The sequence below is a fragment of the Enterococcus sp. DIV2371 genome (assembly GCF_050498525.1).
Classification (GTDB): domain Bacteria; phylum Bacillota; class Bacilli; order Lactobacillales; family Enterococcaceae; genus Enterococcus_B; species Enterococcus_B mangumiae.
In genome coordinates, this window is sequence record NZ_JBIPAJ010000001.1 from 2,469,136 (window position 1) to 2,491,033 (window position 21,898).

A 21,898-nucleotide genomic window follows, 5' to 3' on the forward strand; every position below is an offset into this window, starting at 1 on the left:
GCCCTCTTACTTCAATGTAAATTGCATACCATCTTGGAATCGTTTTGAAAAAATCAAAAACAAAACGATCAATGGTAAAGTCAACAATACTGACGCCGCATACATCGGTCCCGGAAATGTGCCATAGGGGCCAAACATTTGCGAAATCAAAACATTCAGTGTCACTGTGCTATCACTTTTCGACACGATCATATCCCACAATAAATTCGTCCAACGGTCGGTAAACAAGAACAAGAAAATCACTGTCGTAATCGATTTAGACATCGGTAAAACGACTTTGAACAAAACTTGCATCTCCGTGGCACCATCCAGCTTTGCCGCTTCAATCAGTGTATTAGGAATCGCCTTGAAAAAGTTTGTATACATAAAAATCGCCCATAAACTGATTGCTGTAGGAATGATCATTCCCGCATAAGAATCCAGCAAGCCCACTCTCGTCACCATTAAAAACTGCGGGATCAGTAAAATGATTGCCGGAAAAAACATTTGGAAAAGAATAAAATTGTTCACTAATTTTTTTCCTTTAAACTCGATCTTTGCCAACGCATAACCGACCATCAATGCAAACAACATCATTAAAACAGTCGCTATTGTCGCCACGATCGTCGTATTGATAAACGCCCCAAACCACGGAACATCCGCAGAAGTCGGTGAACCACCGAAGAGCCAAGTCCAAGAACGTAAACTATACTCTGTCGGGAAAATGCGACGATCCACTTGATCCCAAGCTGCAAAAGAATGCATAACTAAGTACACAAAAGGAAACGTCATGATCAACATCACGAGCGTCGTTACAACATAAAGAACCGCATTTTTACCTTTTGTCCGTTTATGACCAACCATTTTTCTCCCCCCACTTTTCTAATAGTTTACGAATCACACCGATCGAAGCAAACGTCACGACAGAAGCCATCAACGCAACCGCTGAAGCATACCCTGAACGTAGATTGACAAACGCTTGATTGTAGATCTCCATTTGCCACGTATTCGTAGCAAAATTCGGCCCCCCACCAGTCAGTTGATACACTTCCGTAAAGATCCCAAAACTAATTCCCACAGCAAGAACGGTCACCGTGAAAAATGCCGGATAAAGCATCGGGAACGTGATCTTCCAAAAACGCGTCCACGCACTTGCTCCATCGATCGCCGCAGCCTCATAGACTTCTTTATTGATATTTCCCAAACCAGAAATCAAAATCAATCCATAATAGCCAGACATCTTCCAAGCAATCATCAGTGAAACAATAAAAATCGACGTCTGAGGATTCCCTAACCAATCAATATCCCAGCCCATTCTCGTACGTAAAAACGTATTAAAAGGACCATTATATGAAAGCAATCCTTTCACGATCAATGAAGTCACGACCCCACTCGAAAGATAAGGTAAAAAGAAGGCAACCATGTACAAGCCTTTAAACTTAGGCAAACTATTCACTAACAGCGCGATCATCATCGATAAAATCAATGCCATCGGAACAAACACAAGTAGAAATTTATAGGTCACCACAAACGCCGCTCGAATCGCCGGACTATGAAACGCATCGATAAAATTTTTGAACCCAACAAATTCAACCGTTGGCGAAATCATATTCCAACTCGTCAGTGCCAGCCAAAACGACCAAAAAAGCGGCAATAAAAAGAAAATCACAGTAAAAATCAGGTATGGACTGGTAAATAACCAGCCCAACTTTGTATTTTTGTTCATTATTGAAGCGCCCCTTCAACCGCTGATTTGGCGTCTTCTGTTGCAGTCTTCGCATCCTTTTCTCCACGAATTACTGGAACCCAAGCTTGTTCCCCAAACGATTGTTGGATTTCATTGAATTTTTCATTATCCATTGCCGGTACAGCAAACGGTACATTTTCTGCGTATACTTTCATCGCTGGATTTTCTTCAAAGTATGCAGCAAATATTTCATTTTCTTTCGCATCATCTCTCGCCGGAATCAATGACGTCATCTCTAGTAGCTTCATGTCATGATTATCATCAGAATAAACAAATTCTAAGAAAGCCATCGCAGCTGCTTGTTCTTCTTCAGTTGCTTGCGCGTACATTACGATCCCTTTCGCATCTGCATACGTTGACACCTCTTCAACATCTGCTAACGCATCCGGCACAACCGGCGTAGTTACTGTATAGTTTTCACCAAACGTCAACTCAGGATATTTCTCATCCCAATTCGGGAACGTCCATGGACCTAAGTCAGTCATGATACTATCCCCATTTTCAAACGGATCCGTCGCTTCACCTGTTCGCAAAACATTCGCATCTGCTAATTCACTCATCAACTCAAACACATCCGTCATTGCAGCCTCATCCGCAGAAAACTTCCCATCCTCTACAAAACTACCACCTTCACTTGCCGCATTGTACAACGGGAAGAAGTCAAACCAACGCATCCAAGCTGTCGGATCAGCCAAGTCTCTTTTCGCCCATAAAGCTTTATCTGTTTCCTGAACCTTCTCTACAACCTCTAACAACTCAGAATACGTTTTTGGAACCTCAGAAAAGCCAAGTTCTTCTAACAAATCGATTCGCCAACCAAATAAAATCGGATTTGAATACACCGGTAATACATATTGACTATCATCAGAAAACTTCCAGCTCTCAATCGTCTTACCCATGTGTCTCGCTTCCACGATCGAATCAAATTCACTATGTTGATTCAACGGTAAAATCGCTTCACTAGCAGCCAATTGCGCCGCAAAACTACGATTCACATTTTCAGACAACGTTGGCGCCGTATTCGATGCAATCGCACTTTGGATCGTCGCTTCAGAAGATGGACTTTCTTTCATCTGAGTCACTTCAACAGTGATTTCATCATTTTGCGCCTCAAATTCTGTCGCCATTTCTTGCCAATATCTCAGCTGAGTCGGATTAGGTGCCGCCCAAAAAGTAATTTTTGTTTTCCCATCCTCTGAGCCAGAATCCCCACTCGTCGTTTGATTGCCACAGCCTGCAAGTAAAACAGTTCCTGCTAATACAGTCGTAAGTCCCAAAAATATTTTCTTCATCTTCATGAATCTTCCTCCTTGGTTTGTAAACGGTTTCTTATAACTGCGACAATCATACCATCTGTAATTACGGTTGTCAACATTACGTAATTAACATTACAAAGTTACATTTGTAATCTTTTTAGGTGATTATTTTAGATGTACTATGTTATAATCAATATAAACATTACGAGAAATTAGGTGAACTTATGAAAAAAGCTTCGATGCAAGACATCGCTGATGCACTAGGAATCTCTAAAAATTCCGTTTCGCAAGCACTCCGAAACAAACCAGGTGTCAGCCAACAAACCAAACAATTAGTAAAAAATAAAGCCAACGAACTAGGCTATCGTTACCAAACCGTCACAGAAGACACCACGATGAGGTTTCTTTTGATGGCAACCGAATTTGCATTTTCTCAAACAAGTTTCTTCGGCGAAATCGTAAAAAGCGCAGAATCTGCCGCACAACAAGCACATATCAAATTAGACACGTATACCTTAACCGATGAAACGCTAAAACAAATGATCCTACCAGAACACATCAATGAATATGACGGTATTTTAGTACTTTCTCATAGTAACAATGACTACATAAAACAAGTGATTGCTACAGGAATCCCCGTCACGCTGATCGATCATCACGATCCCGAATTACTCGCGGATGCCATATTGTCCAAAAATACCGACGGCACGTTCCAAGCCATTTCATTACTCATTGCTAACGGCATGAAACGAATCGGATTCATCGGAGATACCTCCTTTTCGCCAAGCTATCTCGAACGCTACCGCGGCTACCATCGCGCCTTAGCAGAACACGGCATTTCACGAGAGCCAGAAATCGAGATCACCGAAATCGAAGAATCCCAAGGCGCTTTGTTCAGTCGCTTAAAAAGCATCGAGCAAATGCCCGACGCTTGGTTTTGTGTCAATTCAGGATTAGCCTTCATGCTCAACAGCTATCTCCAATCCGCTGGCTATACGATACCAGAAGACATCAGTATCATTTGTTTTGACGAAACAGAATTCACACGTATGGCGGTGCCACGCTTGACCAACGTTGCCACCAACTTGGAATTCATGGGCCAACTCGCCATCCGAACCTTGTTACACCGCATCAATCATCCAGATGAGCCGATCATCCACCAACAGATCGTACCGGAGTTGAATATTTGGGGGTCGGTGAGGGTTGATGAGGAGTAGAAAAAAGCACTGGAACGCCAACGAGGTGTCCCAGTGCTTTTTCATTCTTTCATCATTAAATAAGATATGTTACATCTTTTTAATCACTATCTTCTAACTATTATCCTTACCCATTTATTATTTATTCAACAAATCGTCATACTTACTTTATCCGCTATGACTCAATTGAGATAAACTGTAAATTAATCATTATTCATAGCTAAACGAATGAATGTGATTCTTTTTCTTTTATAAACACCCCGTAATTAGAAACAAACTATAATTCTTGCCATAGTTATCTTTTTTTAACTTTTTTTCTTAACATTAGCAATAAAACCTAACACTATTACACTCAATCCTAAAGCACTTTTCTTTGCTGTCTTGCGATATTCTCTAAATTTCCGTTCATGCTCTCCACAAAATAAAGATTTATTTACATATATTTCTTTTTTGCATCCAGGTACTTTACAAAGTTTCAGTTGTGAGTTTTTCATTACTCTTTCCTCCAATTTCATATCCTTGAATCTCATGAACCAATACATCTATCTTAGTTGAAATATCCGTCATGATTTCATTTACACATCCTGAATCACCTTGATGCGCATTATCAATTTTCCATGCTAATGTATGCCCCGAATCATCAAGTTTTTTTAATAGGGTCTGCTCGATGAAGGAATGGTAATTTGACAATGTCGCTAATAATGCCTGATCCTCTGCTACAGCACTATACGCAACTAAATTCAGTTGCACAGCCGAGTTTAAATAGCCAATAGATTGTTGAAGCAATCGTTCAATTCTTTTCGCGTCTTTCGATTTTATTTTGATATTAGTAAAATCATGAGCATCTTGATAAATAGCAAACATTAATTTTGCGATTGTATCATTATTAGTTTTAATCGCAGAAATCAAAAGTTCCTTCTTCAACTCGCTATCGTGCGAAACAAGCCCTTCAATCACAAGTTGCCTAGCACTGTGGAATCCTGAGAAGCGATCATTATATTGCCCTTGCTCCACACGCTCAACGAGCCTATTTAAATCCTCAATCTTCTCTGTTATAGCTGCTAATTGCCCTTGAATTGCAGAAAGCTCTGGTAAATTTCCTAGCTTTCTTACCGTTCGTTCATCCAATGTTACCGTACTCTTCGTTCTACCCGTCAAAGTATCCTTGATGATAGCATATGTTTCTCCGGTTTTTTTACGTATTCCTAATGACCATTCTCCTGAAGTTAATTTTTTCTTTGCTAAATCAGAAAAGTTCGCTACATATTCTGTCTCTCCCTTTTCTAAAAGTTGTTTTAGTAACTTAGCTTCTGATATATGGCTAAATAGTTCATTTTTAATACTCTTAATAATAGATAAACCAACAGCCTCTTGTAGAGGAAGAAGTGAATACGAACTAAAATCATAATTGTATAATTCTTTATTTGTTACATTAATTGATAACTCAGTAGTTGTGGGCAGATTGATTTCAAAATCATTCACTGGTTAATTTCACCGCCTTATGATTATAAATATACTTAGTTATATTGTAGCATGATCTAAGGAATTTTTTGAGAAAGTGGGGTGTTTTGATGGTATAGGATGATTGGGAACAGCGTAAGTTGGGGGACTTAGGTTCTGTCGCAATGAATAAACGAATTTTTAAAGATCAAACTTCGGAAAATGGAGAAGTTCCATTTTTTAAAATTGGGACTTTTGGAAGTTATCCTGATGCTTTTATATCTCGAGAACTATTTGAAGAATATAAGTCGAAATATCCGTATCCTGAAGTTGGAGATATATTGATTTCTGCTTCGGGAAGCATTGGTAGAACTGTAGTATATCAAGGAGAAGATGAGTATTTTCAAGATAGTAATATAGTTTGGTTAAAACATAATGGTCACTTAGATAATAAATTTTTACAGCAATTTTATTCAATTGTTAAATGGCAAGGTTTAGAGGGGAGTACAATTAAACGGTTGTATAATAAGAATATTATTGATACAAACATAAAAGTTCCTACTCTGGATGAACAAAATAAACTAGGGGTTTTTTTTGAGCAATTGGACTATACTCTTGCTCTTCATCAACGTAAGTTAGAGCTACTGAAGCGACTAAAGCAAGGATTTTTACAGGTTTTATTTGCGAAGGAAGCAACTGTTCCGAGGGTGCGTTTTGCTGGTTTTACCGAGGAATGGGAACAGCGTAAGTTTAACGACTGCTTTAATTTTCCTGTATCTACTAATTCACTATCACGGGCAATGTTAAATTATGATAGTGGAGAGATTATGAATATTCACTACGGAGATATTTTAATTAAATATTCTACTATTCTGAATGTTAAAAAAGCTGAGATTCCATATATTACTGGAGGAGAGCTAGAAAAATATATATCTAATTTATTAGAGAATCAAGATTTAATTTTTGCAGATGCAGCTGAAGATGAAAGTGTAGGAAAAGCTGTCGAAGTTAGTGGAATTACCAATGAGAATCTTGTATCAGGGCTCCATACTATAGTTGCAAGAGCTAAAGGAGAAAAAGTTCCTTTTTTTTGGGGATATTATATAAACTCAGACATTTATCACAGACAACTTTTAAGATTAATGCAAGGATCTAAAGTATCGGCAATCAGCAAAGGAAATCTACAAAAAACTAATGTCTCATTTCCAAATCGAATGAAAGAACAACAAAAAATCGGTACTTTCTTCAATCACCTTGACAATACTATCACTCTTCACCAAAATAAAATTTCTCAATTAAAAAATCTAAAAAAAGCATTCCTACAAAAAATGTTTATATAAAAAAGGCGCCCCGCGCCTTTTTTATTATACAAGAGAAGATAAATGTCGCATAATCTTATCATTGTCTTGATTTTCTAGTTCTTGAATAATATGCAAATATGTTTCTTGGGTTGTGGTCATGCTAGAATGTCCTAATCTTTTAGCTACACTTGCGATCGAAACACCTGCAAATAACAATAGAGAGGCATGTGTATGTCTTAGAGAATGAATAGTGATCACAGGAATGTTTGCATTTGTACATAATATCTTTAGTCGGTTATTTATCGTTGAATTAAACACCCGCTTCTTAACAAAAATTGGTTTCTCTGGGTCTAAGTCTTTTACTAATTGTGAAAATTGCATAGCTAATTGCCAATCCATCTGTATTTTTCGAATGGAAGAACTATTTTTAGTTGGTTGAAATTCTCCTGTAGACTTGCGATAATTCCATGTTTTAGTAATAAGTATCTTCTGATTAAAAAAATCAAAATCCTCAGGTGTAAGAGCCAATGCTTCAGAAAATCGTAAACCAGTTTTTGTTACCAATAAGATAAACCAATCCCAATTTAATTCTTGTCTTAAATCTAATTCTCTCAACAATAACTGAATCTCATGTTGATTTAAAAACTTTGGCTTTTTCTCTTTAGGTGCTTTCCCTTTTATGATAATTTTCCGAGTAGGATTTTGGGATAAAATACCTTCATCCACTGCATCTAAAATAGCCCCTTTTATTTGATGATGAAAATCCATCGTAGTTTGCTTCTCGTGATCTTCTGCATATGCATTTAATAAGCTTTGATAGCTTCTTCTATCCAAATCACAAACTCGCATATCCGGAGCTAATTTAGTGACCCATTGTAAACTCATGTAGTATTTTTCTAAGGTAATGGAACGAATTGAGCCAACTTTATATAATTCAATCCATTCTTCAAAATATTTGTAAAACAACTGCATTTTTCTTTTTTTCAATAGAATAACCTCCTAATAATTTTGATGTTACTCTTTAATTATTAGGAAGTTTAGTATATTTGGGAAGGTAATTTTTTAGATAAACATTGATTGAAGGAGTGCTTTTTTTAGATTTTTCAGTTGAGAGAGTTTATTTTGATTAAGAGCGAGGGTGTCGTCGAGTTGTTTGAAGAAGATGCCTATCTTCTCTTGCTCTTCAATACTTTTAGGAACCGTTAGTTTTTTTACTAATAAATCTGATTTAGTCATTCCTTTAATAGATGTACCTTGGATGTTGTTCAAATCTTTTTGGAGCATTGTATATAAAGAATAAATTCCAAAATATGGATCAACTTGTAGCTCTGAAAGTGATAAAAAATCTTGACTAGTAGCATACTCAAAAGACATCAGCGCTAATTTTCCAACCCCTACACGTGTTACTATCGCAATTGAATTTGAAGGAATAATTTTTGTGGCAGACTTTTGAACAGCTTCGTCTGTAATCCTTTTTTTTGGAGAAACATTGAACAACCTATTTGTTTCTAAATCACTACTTTGAATCCATGGAATATCACCATTCCAAAATTTTTTTATACTAGTTTTAGGTGTACCTCCACCATAAGTGTCTTTTGCAATTTGAACAACCTTACGCTGTTCCCATTCCTCGGTAAAACCAGCAAAACGCATCTTTGGAACGTTTGTTTCATTCGCAAATAAAACCTGTAAAAAACCTTGCTTTAATCGCTTCAGTTGCTCTAACTTACGTTGATGAAGAGCGAGAGTGTCGTCAAGTTTCTGAAAAAATGAACCGATTTTTTTTTGTTCTGTTATATCAACTGGAAATTTAAATTCCCTTTCCTCCATATTTCCCTTAGTAATATGGATCATTGTGGAACCATTAGTACTTTGTTTTATTCTTTCTTTATCAGTAAGTAACCATGTATATAAATAGTGTTTATCAATCGAATTATCAGTAACTTCGAGTTTCCATATATGATAATGATAGATTACTTTTTCTTCATTCCAAATTTCAGGCCCAAAACTAGTAGCCCAAAGATATAATAGGTCTCCTGAATTAGCATATTTGTTTTCATCAAGTTCTAGATTTGAATAATACCACTTGTCATTAGTATTGAAGTTACCAACTCTTAAGACTCTATATTTACCAACATCAAGTAATTCCTGTTGTTTATATGCTTTACCATTCAAAAATTTTACACAAGTTCCCAACTTACGCTGTTCCCAAGCATCACTAAACCCTTCAAACCGAAGCATTGGAACATTTTTCTTACTCATTATTCAAACACTCCTTTTGCTGCTTCAATCAAATCTTTCGTATCAGGAGTAACTGCTAATTCATTCAACATCGATAAAAATTCTGATTCTACTTGGTTTATTTCAGCGTTTAATTTAATGATCTCTTTACTAACTTCAACAATATCGATTGGCTCTTCTTCTTCAAAAGTATCGACATAACGTGGGATATTCAGGTTGTACTCATTCTCTTTGATTTCATCTAGCGTAGCTAAGTGCGAATACTTTTCAATTTCTTTGCGATGAACTACTGTGTCAACAATTTTATCCACATCTTCTGAACGTAATCGTTTTTGATTTTTCAACTTCTCAAATTCTTTACTTGCATCTATAAACAATACATCTGACTCCGTACGATTTTTTCTCAAGATTAAAACACAAACGGGAATAGAGGTATTTAAAAATAGCTTATCAGGAAATCCGATAACCGCTTCAATTTGATGTTTATCAATTAGCGCTTTACGAATTCTACCTTCGGCTGCACCTCTAAATAAAACACCATGCGGTAAAATGATTGCCATTCGTCCATTATCTTCTAAATGATATAAACAGTGTAGTAAGAAGGCATAATCTGCCTTTGTTTTTGGCGCAACTCCGTACTCACGCCAACGAGGATCATCTTCACGGTCTTTACTGTTCCAGTGAGCTGAATACGGTGGATTAGCCATCACTGCATCAAACATTCGAGGATTATCCTTTCCCTCAACCACACCATCTGGCCAGTCACTTTCTAGTGTGTCTGCATGATTTATACTGATATCATTATATTCGACCCCATGCATCATCAAGTTCATTCTAGCTAAACGGTAAGGTGTTGCATCTTTTTCTTGACCATAGTATTTGATCATGCCACGTTTATGTGAATTTTTCATATAACTAGCAGTCGTCAAAAGTAAAGAAGCTGACCCGACTGTTGGATCATATATAGAGAAACGTTCTTCATTTTCTCTACCATACGTTAAAATCCGAGCCATGATTTCAGATATTTCTTTTGGTGTATAATATTGCCCCATATCAGATGCTAAGACTGTAGCAAATTGTTTTACCAAATATTCATATATATCGGACATCGCATCATCGCCACCTGATAAATCAAATTCAGGAGAAGATAACAATTCAATCATTGAAATCATTACACTTGCTCTAGCTTGCGCATTGGCACCTAAGTCTGCACTGTCAAAACGCATTCCGTCAAAAACACCTTCAAAGTCACCTTTTGCAGCAAAAGCAATTTGCTGATTAAAATGCCCAAATGTCTCTGTCATTAGTCCGATACTAAACTGATCTTCATCAATCGCTTTTTTCCAATCAGAAAAGAAATTACCTGGTTGTATCGCGTAACCAAGATTTTTTTTCATGTAGTCCAAACTTTTAACTGGATCTTGTGCATAAATACTTTCCCATGTTTCTCCACGTAAAACATCCTTTAGCCAATTTTTAGCTTTCTCAGAAAGATATTTATAAAATAGAAGTCCAAAAATATAATCCTTATATGCTGTTAAACCAATTTGTCCTCGTGTTTGATTGAGCATCGCCCACATCTTATTTTGTTGTTCTGTAGATAAAGCCATGATTCTTTTGACCTCTTTCTATTCCATTATTTTATTTAAAATCTTTCAAAAAAATTCAGTAAAGAATCTTCAAACTCCGACGCCTCGAAAAACCCGATATTCTCAACCTGCTCAATTCGATGAACAATATCTGCAAGTTCGGGATTTTCTATTAGTGTGTGTCCAGGCATATACGCCTCATATGCTTCTAAAATAAGATTACTATTGATATCGTTATTTGCAGCCCATCGACGAATCTCCAGTTCTCGACGCTCATTACGTTTTTTCATTCTTGTATTTTGAAGCGTTTCGGTTGTAAAATGTTTTGTAATTTCACCTGATTCAATTTCATCAACAATTTCATTGATTTCTTGACGACTTTCTTCATCCATTGGTGTAATATGTTTTTCAATTGCTTCTTTGTTCGTCGTGCTTTTATCATCCATAAATGTATTAAGTAGTTCAACTAACATGTCATAATCAATAATTTGGTGGCTATACAGTTCAATACCAACTTTTATTTCAGTTAAATCTGGACGCTCTTTTTCTGGTAACCGTTCTCTCGCATCATTTAGACGAGCTTGCAACGCACCAAACTCTTCAATACTAGATATATTTAGACGAACCATGTTACCAGTTGGATTGTTGTCTGCATCTAATTCTTCGATTTCACTGCCTAATTCATACCCTTGTTGTATCAATCTTTGAACCTTATTTTGAGTAGAAAGCCCTAGATTTACAAACTCTTTTAAGTCATTGAATCCACGGGGAATTTGGCTAAAATCATTACCAGCAAGTTCTTTCAATCTTGCAATAAATTCTTCTAGTTCAAGAATTTGATGACTTTGTGGTTTAGCTAATATATCGTCATTTCGTAAATCTTTTCCTTCTTCATCAGCAGATTCTTTTTCTGCCTCTTCTAAAGTATCATTACCACCTTTTGTATAGATGCGTAAAGCATTCTCAACAAATCCTTGCATTTCATCTCCTTGTCGATAGAAGCGCACTTTTCCATGCGGCTTACTATTACGATCAAGCGTTCGATTTGTTCGAGACATGGCTTGAATGAGCATTCCTTCTTTAAGCATTTTATCCATGTAGATCATGTTGATATACTTAGAATCAAACCCAGTTAATAGTTGGTCTGAAACGATTACTAAATCTAACCGATCTAGATAATTCCCTTGATTGTATGGCTTTTTCCGAGCAAGTCTTTTGGTGATATCCAACATATATGCACGGGCGGGATCTTTTGCATCCAGAATACTAGGGACACTGTACTTTTCAGTATATTCTTTGATTGCTTTTTTTAGAGCTTCATTCTGTTCCTTTGTACCGTGTTCATTGGACTCATCCCGTGAGAAAGTCATTGCAACATTAAGATATGGTGCTTTAGCTTTAAAAATATTGTAATAATGTATGACTGCTTGTTTTCCTGAGACAGCAAGCATTGCTTGAAACGCATTTTCTTCACGTCGTCCAGCGATTAAAGCACCACTTGAAGTCTTCTTCCAATTCTCAAGAATATCTTGGACTACTTCTTGCCTATAGACATCACTTTGATAAATTTCTTTTTCATAGTCTCTTTCAGAGAACTCCTCAACTGGGTTTTCAATCACCCAATGCGGCTTGAAGTAAGTTATATCGAATCCTAAAACATTGCCATCTCCAATAGCATCTTTTATAGAATATGTGTGCAATCTTTTGCCAAAAATGTCATGCGTCGATATTTCCCTGCTTGTCTTTATATCATTTATCTCATCGCTATAAAAATTTGGTGTGCCAGTAAAACCAAACCAGGTTGTTTTTTTAAATGCTTTTTTTATCAACTTAACCGAATCACCGCTTGCACTTCGATGGGCTTCGTCCATGATAATCACGTTCCAATCATCATTTTCCAATCCTTTTTTTACTGCTTTTGTTAATCCTTGAACAGAAATCAATAAAATTTGTGAAGCACCTTTATGTTGCAATTCACGTTTAAGTTCATGCCCATTAACTTTTTTGATGCGCTTTTTAAAATGGATATATGCAAAATCTTTAAAGTTTTCCAGTGTTTGATCTATAAGATCGACTCGGTCGACGATAAACAATACATTTCGAATTCTTGGTGATGAGGCTAATAACTGAGCCACCTTAAAGGATGTCACCGTCTTACCTGAACCAGTGGTATGCCAAATATAGCCACCTTCTTTTTGGATTAGCCCGCTTGCTTCCATGTCTTTCATACGTTGCAATATTTGCCGTGTTGCTTGAATTTGGTAACTTCTCATTACCATTAAATTATCATTTGAGGCATCGGGTATCATATTAACAGTAATCAATCGGTGTAACGCAGGAATCCCCATCACTTGATGCACAAATTCAAATGCATCAGTGATATCTCTATTATTTTCATCTCGCCACCCAAATACAAATGTTTTATTATAATTTTCAAAAGCATTCGGTCTTGCAAAATAATGAGCTGAATGTTGACTCAAAATAAATTGTACTTGAACAAAAGCAAATAATCCTTGATATAATCCATCTCCATGATAGCCTTTTAACTGTTCAAAAGCTCGCCATTGATTTTGTAGATGTTCGTCCTTTTCTTCAATATGACAAACTGGTATACCATTTATTAACAACGCAATATCAATGATGCGCTTAGTTGATAAACCTTTCGGCAATTCTGTGAAACTTACTTGACTCACAACTTCATAACGAGAACGACCGCCTGCTACATCGTCCTCATAGAAAATTTCAACTTCCAAACTTGAACCATCGTCACGTGTGATAGGAATCGATCCTACACCACCTGCCCCAATTAACAAAAGTTGAGCATCATAAGGTGTCTTGATTCGTTGTAATTCTTGCAGAATCAGACCAAATTCAATATCAGATAAAGGTACACCATTTAATTTGTGTGCATTTATTTGATTTAAAACTTCACGCCAATGATGTTCAATTGTTTTTATACTGGTATTAGACAGATCCTTTCGATAAGTCCAACCTTCAGCTTCTAGCTTTTTAATCAAAGCCGCCTCAAACTTTGCCTCTGCCATCTCATCGTTCCTTTCTATTCTTATTATTCAATTTTCTAGTGATTTTCAACTTATTTTAACTTACGCTGTAATGCTGCGAGAGTTAGAATACACAATTTTATTATACCATGCTTATACAAAACATAGGTTTTAAAATAATGAAAATAAAAAACAAGAGAAACCTATATAAGGGCAGATCTGGTTTAGACCAAGCTGTTTATCTTTGAAAAATTATTCATTTAAAGAACACTTAATACTTATAGTTGACTTTTATTATCTTTTTAACGTTCGCTTCGTGAAATCATTGTAATAAATCTATCTTTTTATTTGAATCATTACTTTATTATCTTGTTTAACAAGTTTTTATTTCTCTAAAACATAAAAAGAAAGAATATGAAAGAACCATTCTGAGATTCCTCTTAATCAACATCCTTTGAAAAGAAGTTACACTAGTCAATCTAAGCTTGTTTCTGCTTAAATCGACCATCAAAATTTATAGGTTCTATAATATCTAGTGTTGGTGGAAAACAATTTTGTTTTCTGCTAACACTATTTTTTGTAAAAAAAGATAGAAAAAGAGATATCCAAATTGATAGAATTAAGTCGACCAAAACCAACTCATCAAGAAAGGATATCTCCATGGACTATCATACTAAAAAATTACTCGGTTTAACAGATGAAAATATCATTTTCCCTACAGATTGGCTTTCTGAAAAGAAAGAAGGAGGGATTACCTCCCATGTGATTCATGGTCGCTTAGATTACACTCCCTCTTGTTGTACAAGATGTGGGATTAAAAATGAAGGACAAGTAATTAAGTATGGTACTCACCAAACCACGATTCATTTACTGCCGATTCGTTCAAACAAAACTGTCTTAAGTCTTAAAAAAACTCGCTTTCTATGTAAAGAGTGTGGCGCAACTTTCTCCGCTGAAACTTCTTTAGTCGATCGAAATTGTTCGATTTCTGTCGACTTGAAACGAAAAATCATGGCAGAATTAGCGATCAACTCCAGTAGAAAAGACATTGCCATCCGGTACTTCGTATCGGATGTAACGATTTTACGAATCATGAAAGGAGCCGTGAAGAACGTGAAAGTCCGCTTTGACTATTTGCCTTCTGTTCTTTGCTTTGATGAATTTAAAGCGATGAAATCTTGCGTTGGGAAAATGAGCTTTATCTTCATGGATGGTCAAACCAATCAGATTCTAGGTCTTCTTGAAAGTCGTAAACTTGCTTATTTACGTACCTATTTCTCTCGCTACACCCGTCAAGCAAGAGAAAACGTCCAATATATCGTCATGGATATGAACGCTCCTTATTTTGAATTAGCGAAAAGTATTTTTCCCCATGCACAAATTGTCACGGATCGGTTTCATATTATCCAACATATCCACCGGTCATTGAACCATTTACGGATACAAATCATGAACACTTCTCGCAAAAACGATCGCCTGAAGTACAAACGATTCAAACGTTTCTGGAAGTTGCTTCTAAAGGATTCTTATCTATTAAATAGTTCTCATTACCGTTATGATTATTCCTTTAAGCGACCAATGACTGAAAAAGCAATTGTTGATGAACTACTAAGCTATGATTCCACCTTGAAGCTGGCTTATGACACCTGCCAACTCCTTCTTTATCATTATAAACAAAAGGATACGAACTACTTTTTCGAAGTAGTGAACACCTTAGATACACAACTTCCTGAGTGGTTTCGTAAGAAGCTCACTTTCTTCAATAAATATAGAACAGGCATCGAGAATGCCTTTCAAACACCCTATAGTAACGGGGCGTTAGAAGGGACAAACAATAAAATCAAGGTAATCAAACGCGTTGCGTATGGTTACCGTAACTTTCTCCATTTTCGTGACCGAATTTATTTGATTCAAGGATTAGTTTTTCAAGACCAATCCAATACAAAAAAGAATCAATCTAAGCTTCTTTCTGCTTAGATTGATTCACGATGAAATTCTTTCAATTTGAATTCACCAACACTACTTGTCGAAGAGCCAATTTATACGCACTAATAAATTTTTAAAAAAAATGATGTTAAAACTAAGTACAAAAGACAATACTTAGTTTTAACATCATTAATCCTAAAAATAGCTTCGCTTTTACCCGTTACTATCTACCCTTTCGGAAGGGGCATTTCATCTAAAATAAGGGTATCACTCCAAATGTTGACTGGTCAAGTATTTAATTAAATGTATTTCATGTATATAGATCTGGTTTACGCCATACTATTTATCTTTACAAATTCAATAATTAAAAAAATACCAACTACATTGATTACTATAATATAACTATTACTTCTAGTTGACAGTTATTAAAGTATTTATTTCTTCAAATTTCCATATTTTCAACTATTCCATTTCTCCCCTAATTTTCATCACTTCTTTGTCAAAATCGGAAACGATTTCTGCCGCTGTTCTTCCTGTAATCGCATAGTGGAATTTGTTTTGTACAGTTGCATAAAATTGCTTTGTTACCTCCGCATTTTTATCATAATCATAAGAAATTTCTGCAAAAACATCAGTGATTTGTTGCCAGATACGGCGCTCACTTGCACGAATCGAGCGAACCGTTTCGAGTAACTCTCGGAAGTAGTCTTTACTAAACGCATGTTCACCTTGTTTCATTCGTTCAACATCAATTTTAAATCCTTTTCGAATATAGTCTTTTAAGACATCCGTTGCCCAAATGCAAAATTTCGGTGCTTTTTGTGAGTTGACACGATAACCAATAGAAATAATTATATCAAGATTATAAAATGTGGTCGCCCTTTTTACGGACCTTCCCCCCTCATTTTGAACTATTTCCATTTTGGAAACAGTTCGATCTTCTATCAGTTCACCAGAATCAAATATATTTTTCAGATGTTTACTAATTGCTGGAATGCCAACATCAAAAAGCTTCGAAATTGTCTTTTGTGTTGCCCAAATGGTTTCATCTTGCACCACTACTTCCACTTTCTTCATACATCAAAAATTGGATTTCATTCAATTTGATTGTTCTCCTTTCTTGATTCCACCTGTATTTTATAAAAATAGTTGCTAAAATTGTCACGATACTTGATTCTGATCATATGTAACTCGAACGAACATTGTTCTTACTTGGCAACTCCCTAAAATATTATCTTCAACTGATTTATTTGTATTATAGCAAATAATCGTGTCACTTATATATACGCCAAATAATACGATAAAACGATTATGTATAAAAAAAACTAAGACTTCGCTCAAAGTCTTAGTTTTTTGGCTCTATAATAAAGTGGACTGATGAATCAATTCTGATTCGTCAGTCCACTTTTTCTTTTTGGGTATTAAAAAACATATCGTTCTCTAGTATGATTAAATCACCACAAAATAAACAACTGAGAGGACGATATGCTCTATGGAAAATTCTATCAAAAAAATGCTCCGATTAACAGATAAATATTTAACCATCCAAGATGTTTCTTACGAAACGTTCCATCAAACCAATACTTTAGTTATTGACGCAGTGTTAGCTCCTCCTACTTCTGCTTGTTTGACTTGTGGCTCTGCCGTGAGAGATTCGAAGGGGAAAACGGTCATTGTCAAAAATGGCAAGAAAATGACCTGCATTCGTTTCGATCAATTCAACCATTTACCGCTAATCATGCGGCTGAAGAAACAACGTTATCACTGTAGAAACTGCCATACCCATTGGACAGCCCAAAGCTATTTTGTTCGGCCAAATCATTCGATTGCCGAGCATGTAAAAATGAAAATCATTGCTTTACTCACCGAAAAGGTCTCCTTATCTTTTATCGCAAAGCATTGCCAGGTGTCTATTCCAACGGTGACGCGTATTTTGAAGTCGTTAAAAACCTATTTACCAAAACAAGCCAAGCGCCACCTGCCCAAAGTATTGATGGTCGATGAATTTCGTTCCCATGTATCCTCAGAAGATAAGATGAGTTTTATTTGTGCCGATGGGGAAACCGGGCAATTAGTTGATATCTTACCCACTCGAAAATTGTCTCGGTTGACCACTTATTTCCAGACATGTGTGAATCCATCTGACGTCGACTATTTAGTTACTGATATGAATGCGGCGTATTTTCAACTAACAAAAAAAGTATTTCCTCATGCCAAACTGGTCATTGATCGTTTTCATGTGGTCAAACACATGAATCAAGCGTTCCAAGATTTTCGTGTCCGTGAAATGAAACGCCTGATTGCTTCGGGCAATCGGACAATGCCAAGGAAATTAAAAAGCCATTGGCGCTTACTCACCAAAAATCGGAAGAATATCAACCACACAGAATATAAAACTTGGCGTAGCTTTCGTGCCCCAAAGTATCCTTACCTGACAGAAGCCATGGTGCTTGACCGTTTATTAAGTGCTTCAACTGCCTTGAAAGTCGCCTATCAAGCGTTCCATGAACTAGCGGATGCCTTTCGTGACAAAGACCACGAGTCATTTTTCACTCTCTTGCATCAGTTACCAGAAACATTAGATAAAGAATTTCGGCTAAAACTACAAAATCTTCTGAGCTATGAAGAAGGGATTCGTCATTCTTTGATTTATCCTTACTCTAATGGGAAAATTGAAGCAAAAAACACCCACATCAAAACACTCAAACGAGTGTCTTATGGCTTTAAATCATTTGAGAACATGCGCATCCGAATCTTTTTGACGAATCAAGTCATTCACGTCAAATAACGAAGAAAATCCGGAGAAGAAGTGTTCACTTCTTCTTCCGGATTTCACTTGATTGCACTCATCAGTCCTTATTGACAAAGAGCCAGTTTTTTTACATATCAACTTTTGTACTTTTCCTTACCCTTCCCCCAACTTCTCCCAAATCTCACTCTGCTCCTGAAAATGCTTCACTAGATCCACATCAAAGATATCTTTGAGTAGTTTCCTTGAAGCTGTTTCCAGAAATGGGCCTTGCTTGATGATTTGGCCTGCTTTCATGAATAGGACTTGATCACTTAATGACAGGGCTAAGCGGATGTCGTGGAAGACTCCAATGATTGTTTTGTCTTGGTTCTTGCCCCAGTCTTTTAAATAGCCGATGAGTTCGAGTTGGTGTTTGATATCTAGATGATTATTGGGTTCATCTAATAATAGGATATCTGGGTCTTGTGCTAATACTTTGGCAAGGAAGACGCGTTGCTTTTGGCCACCAGAAAGTTGGTTGACTGGGTGGTCTTTCAATTCTAACAGATTGGTTAGTTCCAGACATTCCATGACTTTTTCTCGGTCTTCTGCTGTCGTGACTGACCATAGTCCTTGTTTGATGTGCGTATAACGCCCCATCATGACGGTTTCATAGACGGTGTAATCAAAGGCAATGGTTGAAAACTGGCTGAGTAAGGCGACTTTGCGTGCAGCTTCTTTGCGTTTCATTGTACGGACTTCTTTTCCATCGATCGTGATTGATCCTTCGTAGGAAAGAATGCCCGCAATTGATTTCAATACGGTCGTCTTGCCACAGCCATTAGGTCCTAGGATACATAGGTTCTCACCTTTTTTCAGCTCAAAGGAGACTTCTTTGATGATTTTTACTGAGCCATAGCCAGCTGTGACTTGCGATAGCTTCAAGGTCATCACTTTTCCTCCTTTAGCGGTAATTTCTGCTGACAAAAGGAATTTCTGTTACCTCGTCTTCTCGGTTGAATTTCATCGCAATCATGAAGAAATAACCAGACAATAAATTAAAGAAGTCTAGCAAACCTGAATCGACTTTTTTGCCTTGATAAAGATGGCGGTACAACAAACGAACGATTACTTTACAATCGACACGTAAGATATGTGCTAATGCGCCTCGTTCGCTTCCTTGAGGTAAGAAGAATGGTCCGCTTTGGTTTGTTCTTTCTGCATTCAATTCATCGACACGACTCTTTAACCAGGCGATTTCTTCTTGTGTGATCGTCATTTTTGTACGCACGCATGCATTGGCATGGTAAACGAATTCACCGATTTTCTCTAACTCCTCGTAAAAAGGAGAGTTTGCACATTTTGCGCGCAACAAGCCGATTTCTGACGATAAGCGATCGGTGTGTAATTCATAATCACATCGTAAATCATCTGCATCGTCTGCTAAAAATGGATAAGCCTCATATGGGCTGCGATAAATATCTTTCATAGTTGTAAAACACTCACTTTCGTTTGAAATAAACATAGGCAAAAAATGGCGCACCGATCAATGCGGTGACAGCGCCGATCGGGATTTCTTGGGGAGATAATAGCGTTCGAGAAATCGTATCACCGACGACCATCATACTACCACCTAACAGTGCTGCTCCTGGAATGACCCAGCGATGACTGGCCCCGAAATAGCGGCGGATGACGTGAGGGGCAATCAAGTCAACAAATCCGATCACGCCGACAAATGAAACCGCACTTCCTGCAAGCAATGCTGCAAGCACCATGACCCATAACTTGATCGTTCGGACATCTACACCAGAAATCATTGCTTCTTCTTCACCTAAAGATAACACATCTAAGCTACTAGCAGAAAACCATAGAGCGAGAGTCCCGATCAGTAAAATGGGTAAAAAGATTTGGATTTTTGCCCAAGTACTTCCTGAAAAGCTACCCATTTGCCAGAAGACTAATTGCTGTAAATGGTCTTTGAATAATGCCGTGACGATCGTTAACATCGCGCCCACAAATAAGGTCATGACCATTCCCACTAAAATAACTGTTTGGTTCGATAATTGCTGATCCAATCTTTGACTCATCATCAAGACAATAAAAACAGTTGCTAAACCAAAAATAAAGCCTGTCAGAGGTAATGTAAAATTCGGGAACAACGGTAAAGTGATCCCTGAGACAATGATCAACGCAGCGCCAAGTGATGCCCCTGATGACACACCTAGCGTATAGGCAGAAGCCAATGGATTGCCTAAAAGGGATTGCATGACTGTTCCACTTACAGCCAACGCAGCACCTACAAGAAACGCCAAAACCACTCTCGGCAGGCGAACCTGCCAAAGAATGGTGACGATCGTTGCATCTAGCTGTTTGTCTCCTTTTGAAAATAATGCTTGGATCAAGATATCAAAAGGAATGGATACACTTCCGATTTTGATCCCAAAGAATACTACGATGATACTTAAGACAACTGCTATCAGCAACCGACTTTGTTTATTCATTTTCCAACGATTTGTATTCATCAGGGTAGATTGCTAAAGCCATTTCTTTTAGGGCTTTTGTCATATGATGGTTAGGTAAAGAACTCGCAGCGTTATCGATGTAGTATACCGCTTCATTTTTCACCGCTGGCACGTCTTTCCAACTTTCACGATCTAAGATTTCTTGCACTGCATCATCCAAGTAATTCACGTTTGTCAAAATCACGTCTGGCTTGCTAGCAATCGCCGCTTCTTCTGTTACTGGAATCCAGCTTTCTTGATCTGCAAATACATTTTCTGCACCGACAAGTTCAATCATTTCATTCAAGTAAACGCCTTTACCAAAGCTATAAATTTCAGGTAATGCACTGATTTCAAATAATACTTTTTTCTTATCTGTAATCGTTTCGCCAATTTCTTTGATCTCATCGATCTCTTTGTTCATTGTATCGACTAATTCTTGTCCTTTTTCATGCTCTTTTAAAGTGTCAGCGATAAATTGGACATCCAAAGCAATATCTTCAATGGTATTACTAGTTGGAATATTTACGACAGTAATTCCTGCATCTTTTACTTGTGACCAAACGTTTTCAGAGCCATGTAGACTAATATCTGAAACATAGATCACTTGTGGGTTCAACGAAATCAATGTTTCTGCATCCACAGCCATCATATCGATTTGTGGCAACTCATCGATATCTTTCGTCATTGCTGGGCTTTGTGTGTCAACAGCTACTAATTGATCTTTACGTCCTAGATCATCGATCACTTGTGTTACTGAAGGTACTAGAGAAACCATCTTATCTACTTCTTCTGGAATCTCGATTTCTTCGCCACCACGATCTTTTGTTGGTAGAGCAACTTCTGAAGCTGTTGTTGTTTCTGCTGTTCCGCTTGTTTGATCATTATTATTTGAACAAGCACTTAAACCAAAGACTACGCTCAATCCCAACACAGCAACTAATTTCGATAATTTTTTCATCATCTATTCCCACTTTCCTTGACTCATT

Annotated in this window: 16 protein-coding genes and 2 pseudogenes; 4 read left to right on the forward strand and 14 right to left on the reverse strand. The window is 37.0% G+C overall.

From position 1 onward, the window contains the following. Nucleotides 1–6: 6 nt before the first annotated feature. The 3 genes from IGL24_RS11470 to IGL24_RS11480 are packed head-to-tail and all read right to left on the reverse strand — an operon-like array spanning nucleotide 7 to nucleotide 3,024. A complete protein-coding gene (locus IGL24_RS11470) occupies nucleotides 7–843 on the reverse strand; it encodes a carbohydrate ABC transporter permease (protein ID WP_207115522.1) in 837 nt (278 codons plus the stop codon). Further along, nucleotides 830–1,705, reverse strand: a complete 876-nt coding sequence (locus IGL24_RS11475; RefSeq protein WP_242542537.1) for a carbohydrate ABC transporter permease — start codon at nucleotides 1,703–1,705, stop codon at nucleotides 830–832. Before IGL24_RS11475 ends, IGL24_RS11470 begins: the two co-directional genes overlap by 14 nt. Continuing rightward, nucleotides 1,705–3,024, reverse strand: a complete 1,320-nt coding sequence (locus tag IGL24_RS11480; protein WP_207115523.1) for an ABC transporter substrate-binding protein — start codon at nucleotides 3,022–3,024, stop codon at nucleotides 1,705–1,707. The genes IGL24_RS11475 and IGL24_RS11480 overlap by 1 nt, the downstream gene beginning before the upstream one ends. A gap of 182 nt (nucleotides 3,025–3,206) precedes the next feature. Here IGL24_RS11480 and IGL24_RS11485 point away from each other — a divergent pair, with 182 nt between their 5' ends. Beyond that, the gene (locus IGL24_RS11485; RefSeq protein WP_207115524.1) at nucleotides 3,207–4,199 is read left to right on the forward strand and encodes a LacI family DNA-binding transcriptional regulator; all 993 of its coding nucleotides are present in this window, start codon (nucleotides 3,207–3,209) and stop codon (nucleotides 4,197–4,199) included. A gap of 284 nt (nucleotides 4,200–4,483) precedes the next feature. Here IGL24_RS11485 and IGL24_RS11490 read toward each other — a convergent pair whose 3' ends face one another. After that, a complete protein-coding gene (locus IGL24_RS11490; protein WP_207115525.1) occupies nucleotides 4,484–4,672 on the reverse strand; it encodes a hypothetical protein in 189 nt (62 codons plus the stop codon). Continuing rightward, nucleotides 4,644–5,660: a hypothetical protein gene (locus tag IGL24_RS11495; RefSeq protein ID WP_207115526.1), complete on the reverse strand. Its 1,017-nt coding sequence runs from the start codon at nucleotides 5,658–5,660 to the stop codon at nucleotides 4,644–4,646. The genes IGL24_RS11490 and IGL24_RS11495 overlap by 29 nt, the downstream gene beginning before the upstream one ends. A 98-nt stretch (nucleotides 5,661–5,758) precedes the next feature. Here IGL24_RS11495 and IGL24_RS11500 point away from each other — a divergent pair. Next, nucleotides 5,759–6,958 (forward strand): annotated as a pseudogene (locus IGL24_RS11500) (restriction endonuclease subunit S); the annotation flags it as partial. A gap of 24 nt (nucleotides 6,959–6,982) precedes the next feature. Here IGL24_RS11500 and IGL24_RS11505 read toward each other — a convergent pair. The 4 genes from IGL24_RS11505 to IGL24_RS11520 form a co-directional block, all read right to left on the reverse strand. Then, nucleotides 6,983–7,891, reverse strand: coding sequence for a site-specific integrase (locus IGL24_RS11505; protein ID WP_066026636.1), 909 nt, complete (start codon nucleotides 7,889–7,891; stop codon nucleotides 6,983–6,985). A 90-nt stretch (nucleotides 7,892–7,981) separates the two neighbouring features. Beyond that, nucleotides 7,982–9,181, reverse strand: a complete 1,200-nt coding sequence (locus IGL24_RS11510; RefSeq protein WP_207115528.1) for a restriction endonuclease subunit S — start codon at nucleotides 9,179–9,181, stop codon at nucleotides 7,982–7,984. Continuing rightward, nucleotides 9,181–10,770 (reverse strand): type I restriction-modification system subunit M, encoded by a 1,590-nt coding sequence (locus IGL24_RS11515; protein WP_207700162.1) that lies wholly within the window; start codon nucleotides 10,768–10,770, stop codon nucleotides 9,181–9,183. The genes IGL24_RS11510 and IGL24_RS11515 overlap by 1 nt, the downstream gene beginning before the upstream one ends. A 35-nt stretch (nucleotides 10,771–10,805) precedes the next feature. After that, nucleotides 10,806–13,793 carry a DEAD/DEAH box helicase family protein gene (locus IGL24_RS11520; protein WP_207700161.1) on the reverse strand — a complete coding sequence of 996 codons (2,988 nt, stop codon included), beginning with the start codon at nucleotides 13,791–13,793 and terminating at the stop codon, nucleotides 10,806–10,808. Between the two features lie 618 nt (nucleotides 13,794–14,411). Between IGL24_RS11520 and IGL24_RS11525 the strand changes: the two genes are divergently transcribed. Then, the gene (locus IGL24_RS11525; RefSeq protein ID WP_207699991.1) at nucleotides 14,412–15,728 is read left to right on the forward strand and encodes an ISL3 family transposase; all 1,317 of its coding nucleotides are present in this window, start codon (nucleotides 14,412–14,414) and stop codon (nucleotides 15,726–15,728) included. Nucleotides 15,729–16,184: 456 nt separating this feature from the next. Here the strand turns inward: IGL24_RS11525 and rhuM are convergent. Next, nucleotides 16,185–16,779, reverse strand: a pseudogene (gene rhuM, locus IGL24_RS11530) (RhuM family protein); the annotation flags it as partial. A gap of 390 nt (nucleotides 16,780–17,169) precedes the next feature. On the opposite strand from rhuM, the gene IGL24_RS11535 reads away from it, so the two are divergent. Then, nucleotides 17,170–18,465 (forward strand): ISL3 family transposase, encoded by a 1,296-nt coding sequence (locus IGL24_RS11535; RefSeq protein ID WP_207115953.1) that lies wholly within the window; start codon nucleotides 17,170–17,172, stop codon nucleotides 18,463–18,465. Between the two features lie 117 nt (nucleotides 18,466–18,582). Here the strand turns inward: IGL24_RS11535 and IGL24_RS11540 are convergent, their stop codons facing one another. The 4 genes from IGL24_RS11540 to IGL24_RS11555 are packed head-to-tail and all read right to left on the reverse strand — an operon-like array spanning nucleotide 18,583 to nucleotide 21,870. After that, a complete protein-coding gene (locus IGL24_RS11540) occupies nucleotides 18,583–19,359 on the reverse strand; it encodes an ABC transporter ATP-binding protein (RefSeq protein ID WP_207700434.1) in 777 nt (258 codons plus the stop codon). A gap of 13 nt (nucleotides 19,360–19,372) precedes the next feature. After that, nucleotides 19,373–19,897 carry an ATP:cob(I)alamin adenosyltransferase gene (locus IGL24_RS11545; RefSeq protein ID WP_207116013.1) on the reverse strand — a complete coding sequence of 175 codons (525 nt, stop codon included), beginning with the start codon at nucleotides 19,895–19,897 and terminating at the stop codon, nucleotides 19,373–19,375. A 13-nt stretch (nucleotides 19,898–19,910) separates the two neighbouring features. After that, nucleotides 19,911–20,909: a FecCD family ABC transporter permease gene (locus IGL24_RS11550; RefSeq protein WP_207116016.1), complete on the reverse strand. Its 999-nt coding sequence runs from the start codon at nucleotides 20,907–20,909 to the stop codon at nucleotides 19,911–19,913. After that, nucleotides 20,902–21,870 carry an ABC transporter substrate-binding protein gene (locus IGL24_RS11555; RefSeq protein ID WP_207116017.1) on the reverse strand — a complete coding sequence of 323 codons (969 nt, stop codon included), beginning with the start codon at nucleotides 21,868–21,870 and terminating at the stop codon, nucleotides 20,902–20,904. Before IGL24_RS11555 ends, IGL24_RS11550 begins: the two co-directional genes overlap by 8 nt. Nucleotides 21,871–21,898: the final 28 nt, after the last annotated feature.

Coding starts and splice junctions, on each gene's coding strand:
- IGL24_RS11550 (WP_207116016.1), bottom strand. CDS start 20,909: ATGAATAAACAAAGTCGGTTGCTGATAGCAGTTGTCTTAAGTATCATC.
- IGL24_RS11515 (WP_207700162.1), bottom strand. CDS start 10,770: ATGGCTTTATCTACAGAACAACAAAATAAGATGTGGGCGATGCTCAAT.
- IGL24_RS11475 (WP_242542537.1), bottom strand. CDS start 1,705: ATGAACAAAAATACAAAGTTGGGCTGGTTATTTACCAGTCCATACCTG.
- IGL24_RS11505 (WP_066026636.1), bottom strand. CDS start 7,891: ATGCAGTTGTTTTACAAATATTTTGAAGAATGGATTGAATTATATAAA.
- IGL24_RS11540 (WP_207700434.1), bottom strand. CDS start 19,359: ATGACCTTGAAGCTATCGCAAGTCACAGCTGGCTATGGCTCAGTAAAA.
- IGL24_RS11520 (WP_207700161.1), bottom strand. CDS start 13,793: ATGGCAGAGGCAAAGTTTGAGGCGGCTTTGATTAAAAAGCTAGAAGCT.
- IGL24_RS11535 (WP_207115953.1), top strand. CDS start 17,170: ATGGAAAATTCTATCAAAAAAATGCTCCGATTAACAGATAAATATTTA.
- IGL24_RS11525 (WP_207699991.1), top strand. CDS start 14,412: ATGGACTATCATACTAAAAAATTACTCGGTTTAACAGATGAAAATATC.
- IGL24_RS11545 (WP_207116013.1), bottom strand. CDS start 19,897: ATGAAAGATATTTATCGCAGCCCATATGAGGCTTATCCATTTTTAGCA.
- IGL24_RS11470 (WP_207115522.1), bottom strand. CDS start 843: ATGGTTGGTCATAAACGGACAAAAGGTAAAAATGCGGTTCTTTATGTT.
- IGL24_RS11555 (WP_207116017.1), bottom strand. CDS start 21,870: ATGAAAAAATTATCGAAATTAGTTGCTGTGTTGGGATTGAGCGTAGTC.
- IGL24_RS11485 (WP_207115524.1), top strand. CDS start 3,207: ATGAAAAAAGCTTCGATGCAAGACATCGCTGATGCACTAGGAATCTCT.
- IGL24_RS11480 (WP_207115523.1), bottom strand. CDS start 3,024: ATGAAGATGAAGAAAATATTTTTGGGACTTACGACTGTATTAGCAGGA.
- IGL24_RS11510 (WP_207115528.1), bottom strand. CDS start 9,181: ATGAGTAAGAAAAATGTTCCAATGCTTCGGTTTGAAGGGTTTAGTGAT.
- IGL24_RS11490 (WP_207115525.1), bottom strand. CDS start 4,672: ATGAAAAACTCACAACTGAAACTTTGTAAAGTACCTGGATGCAAAAAA.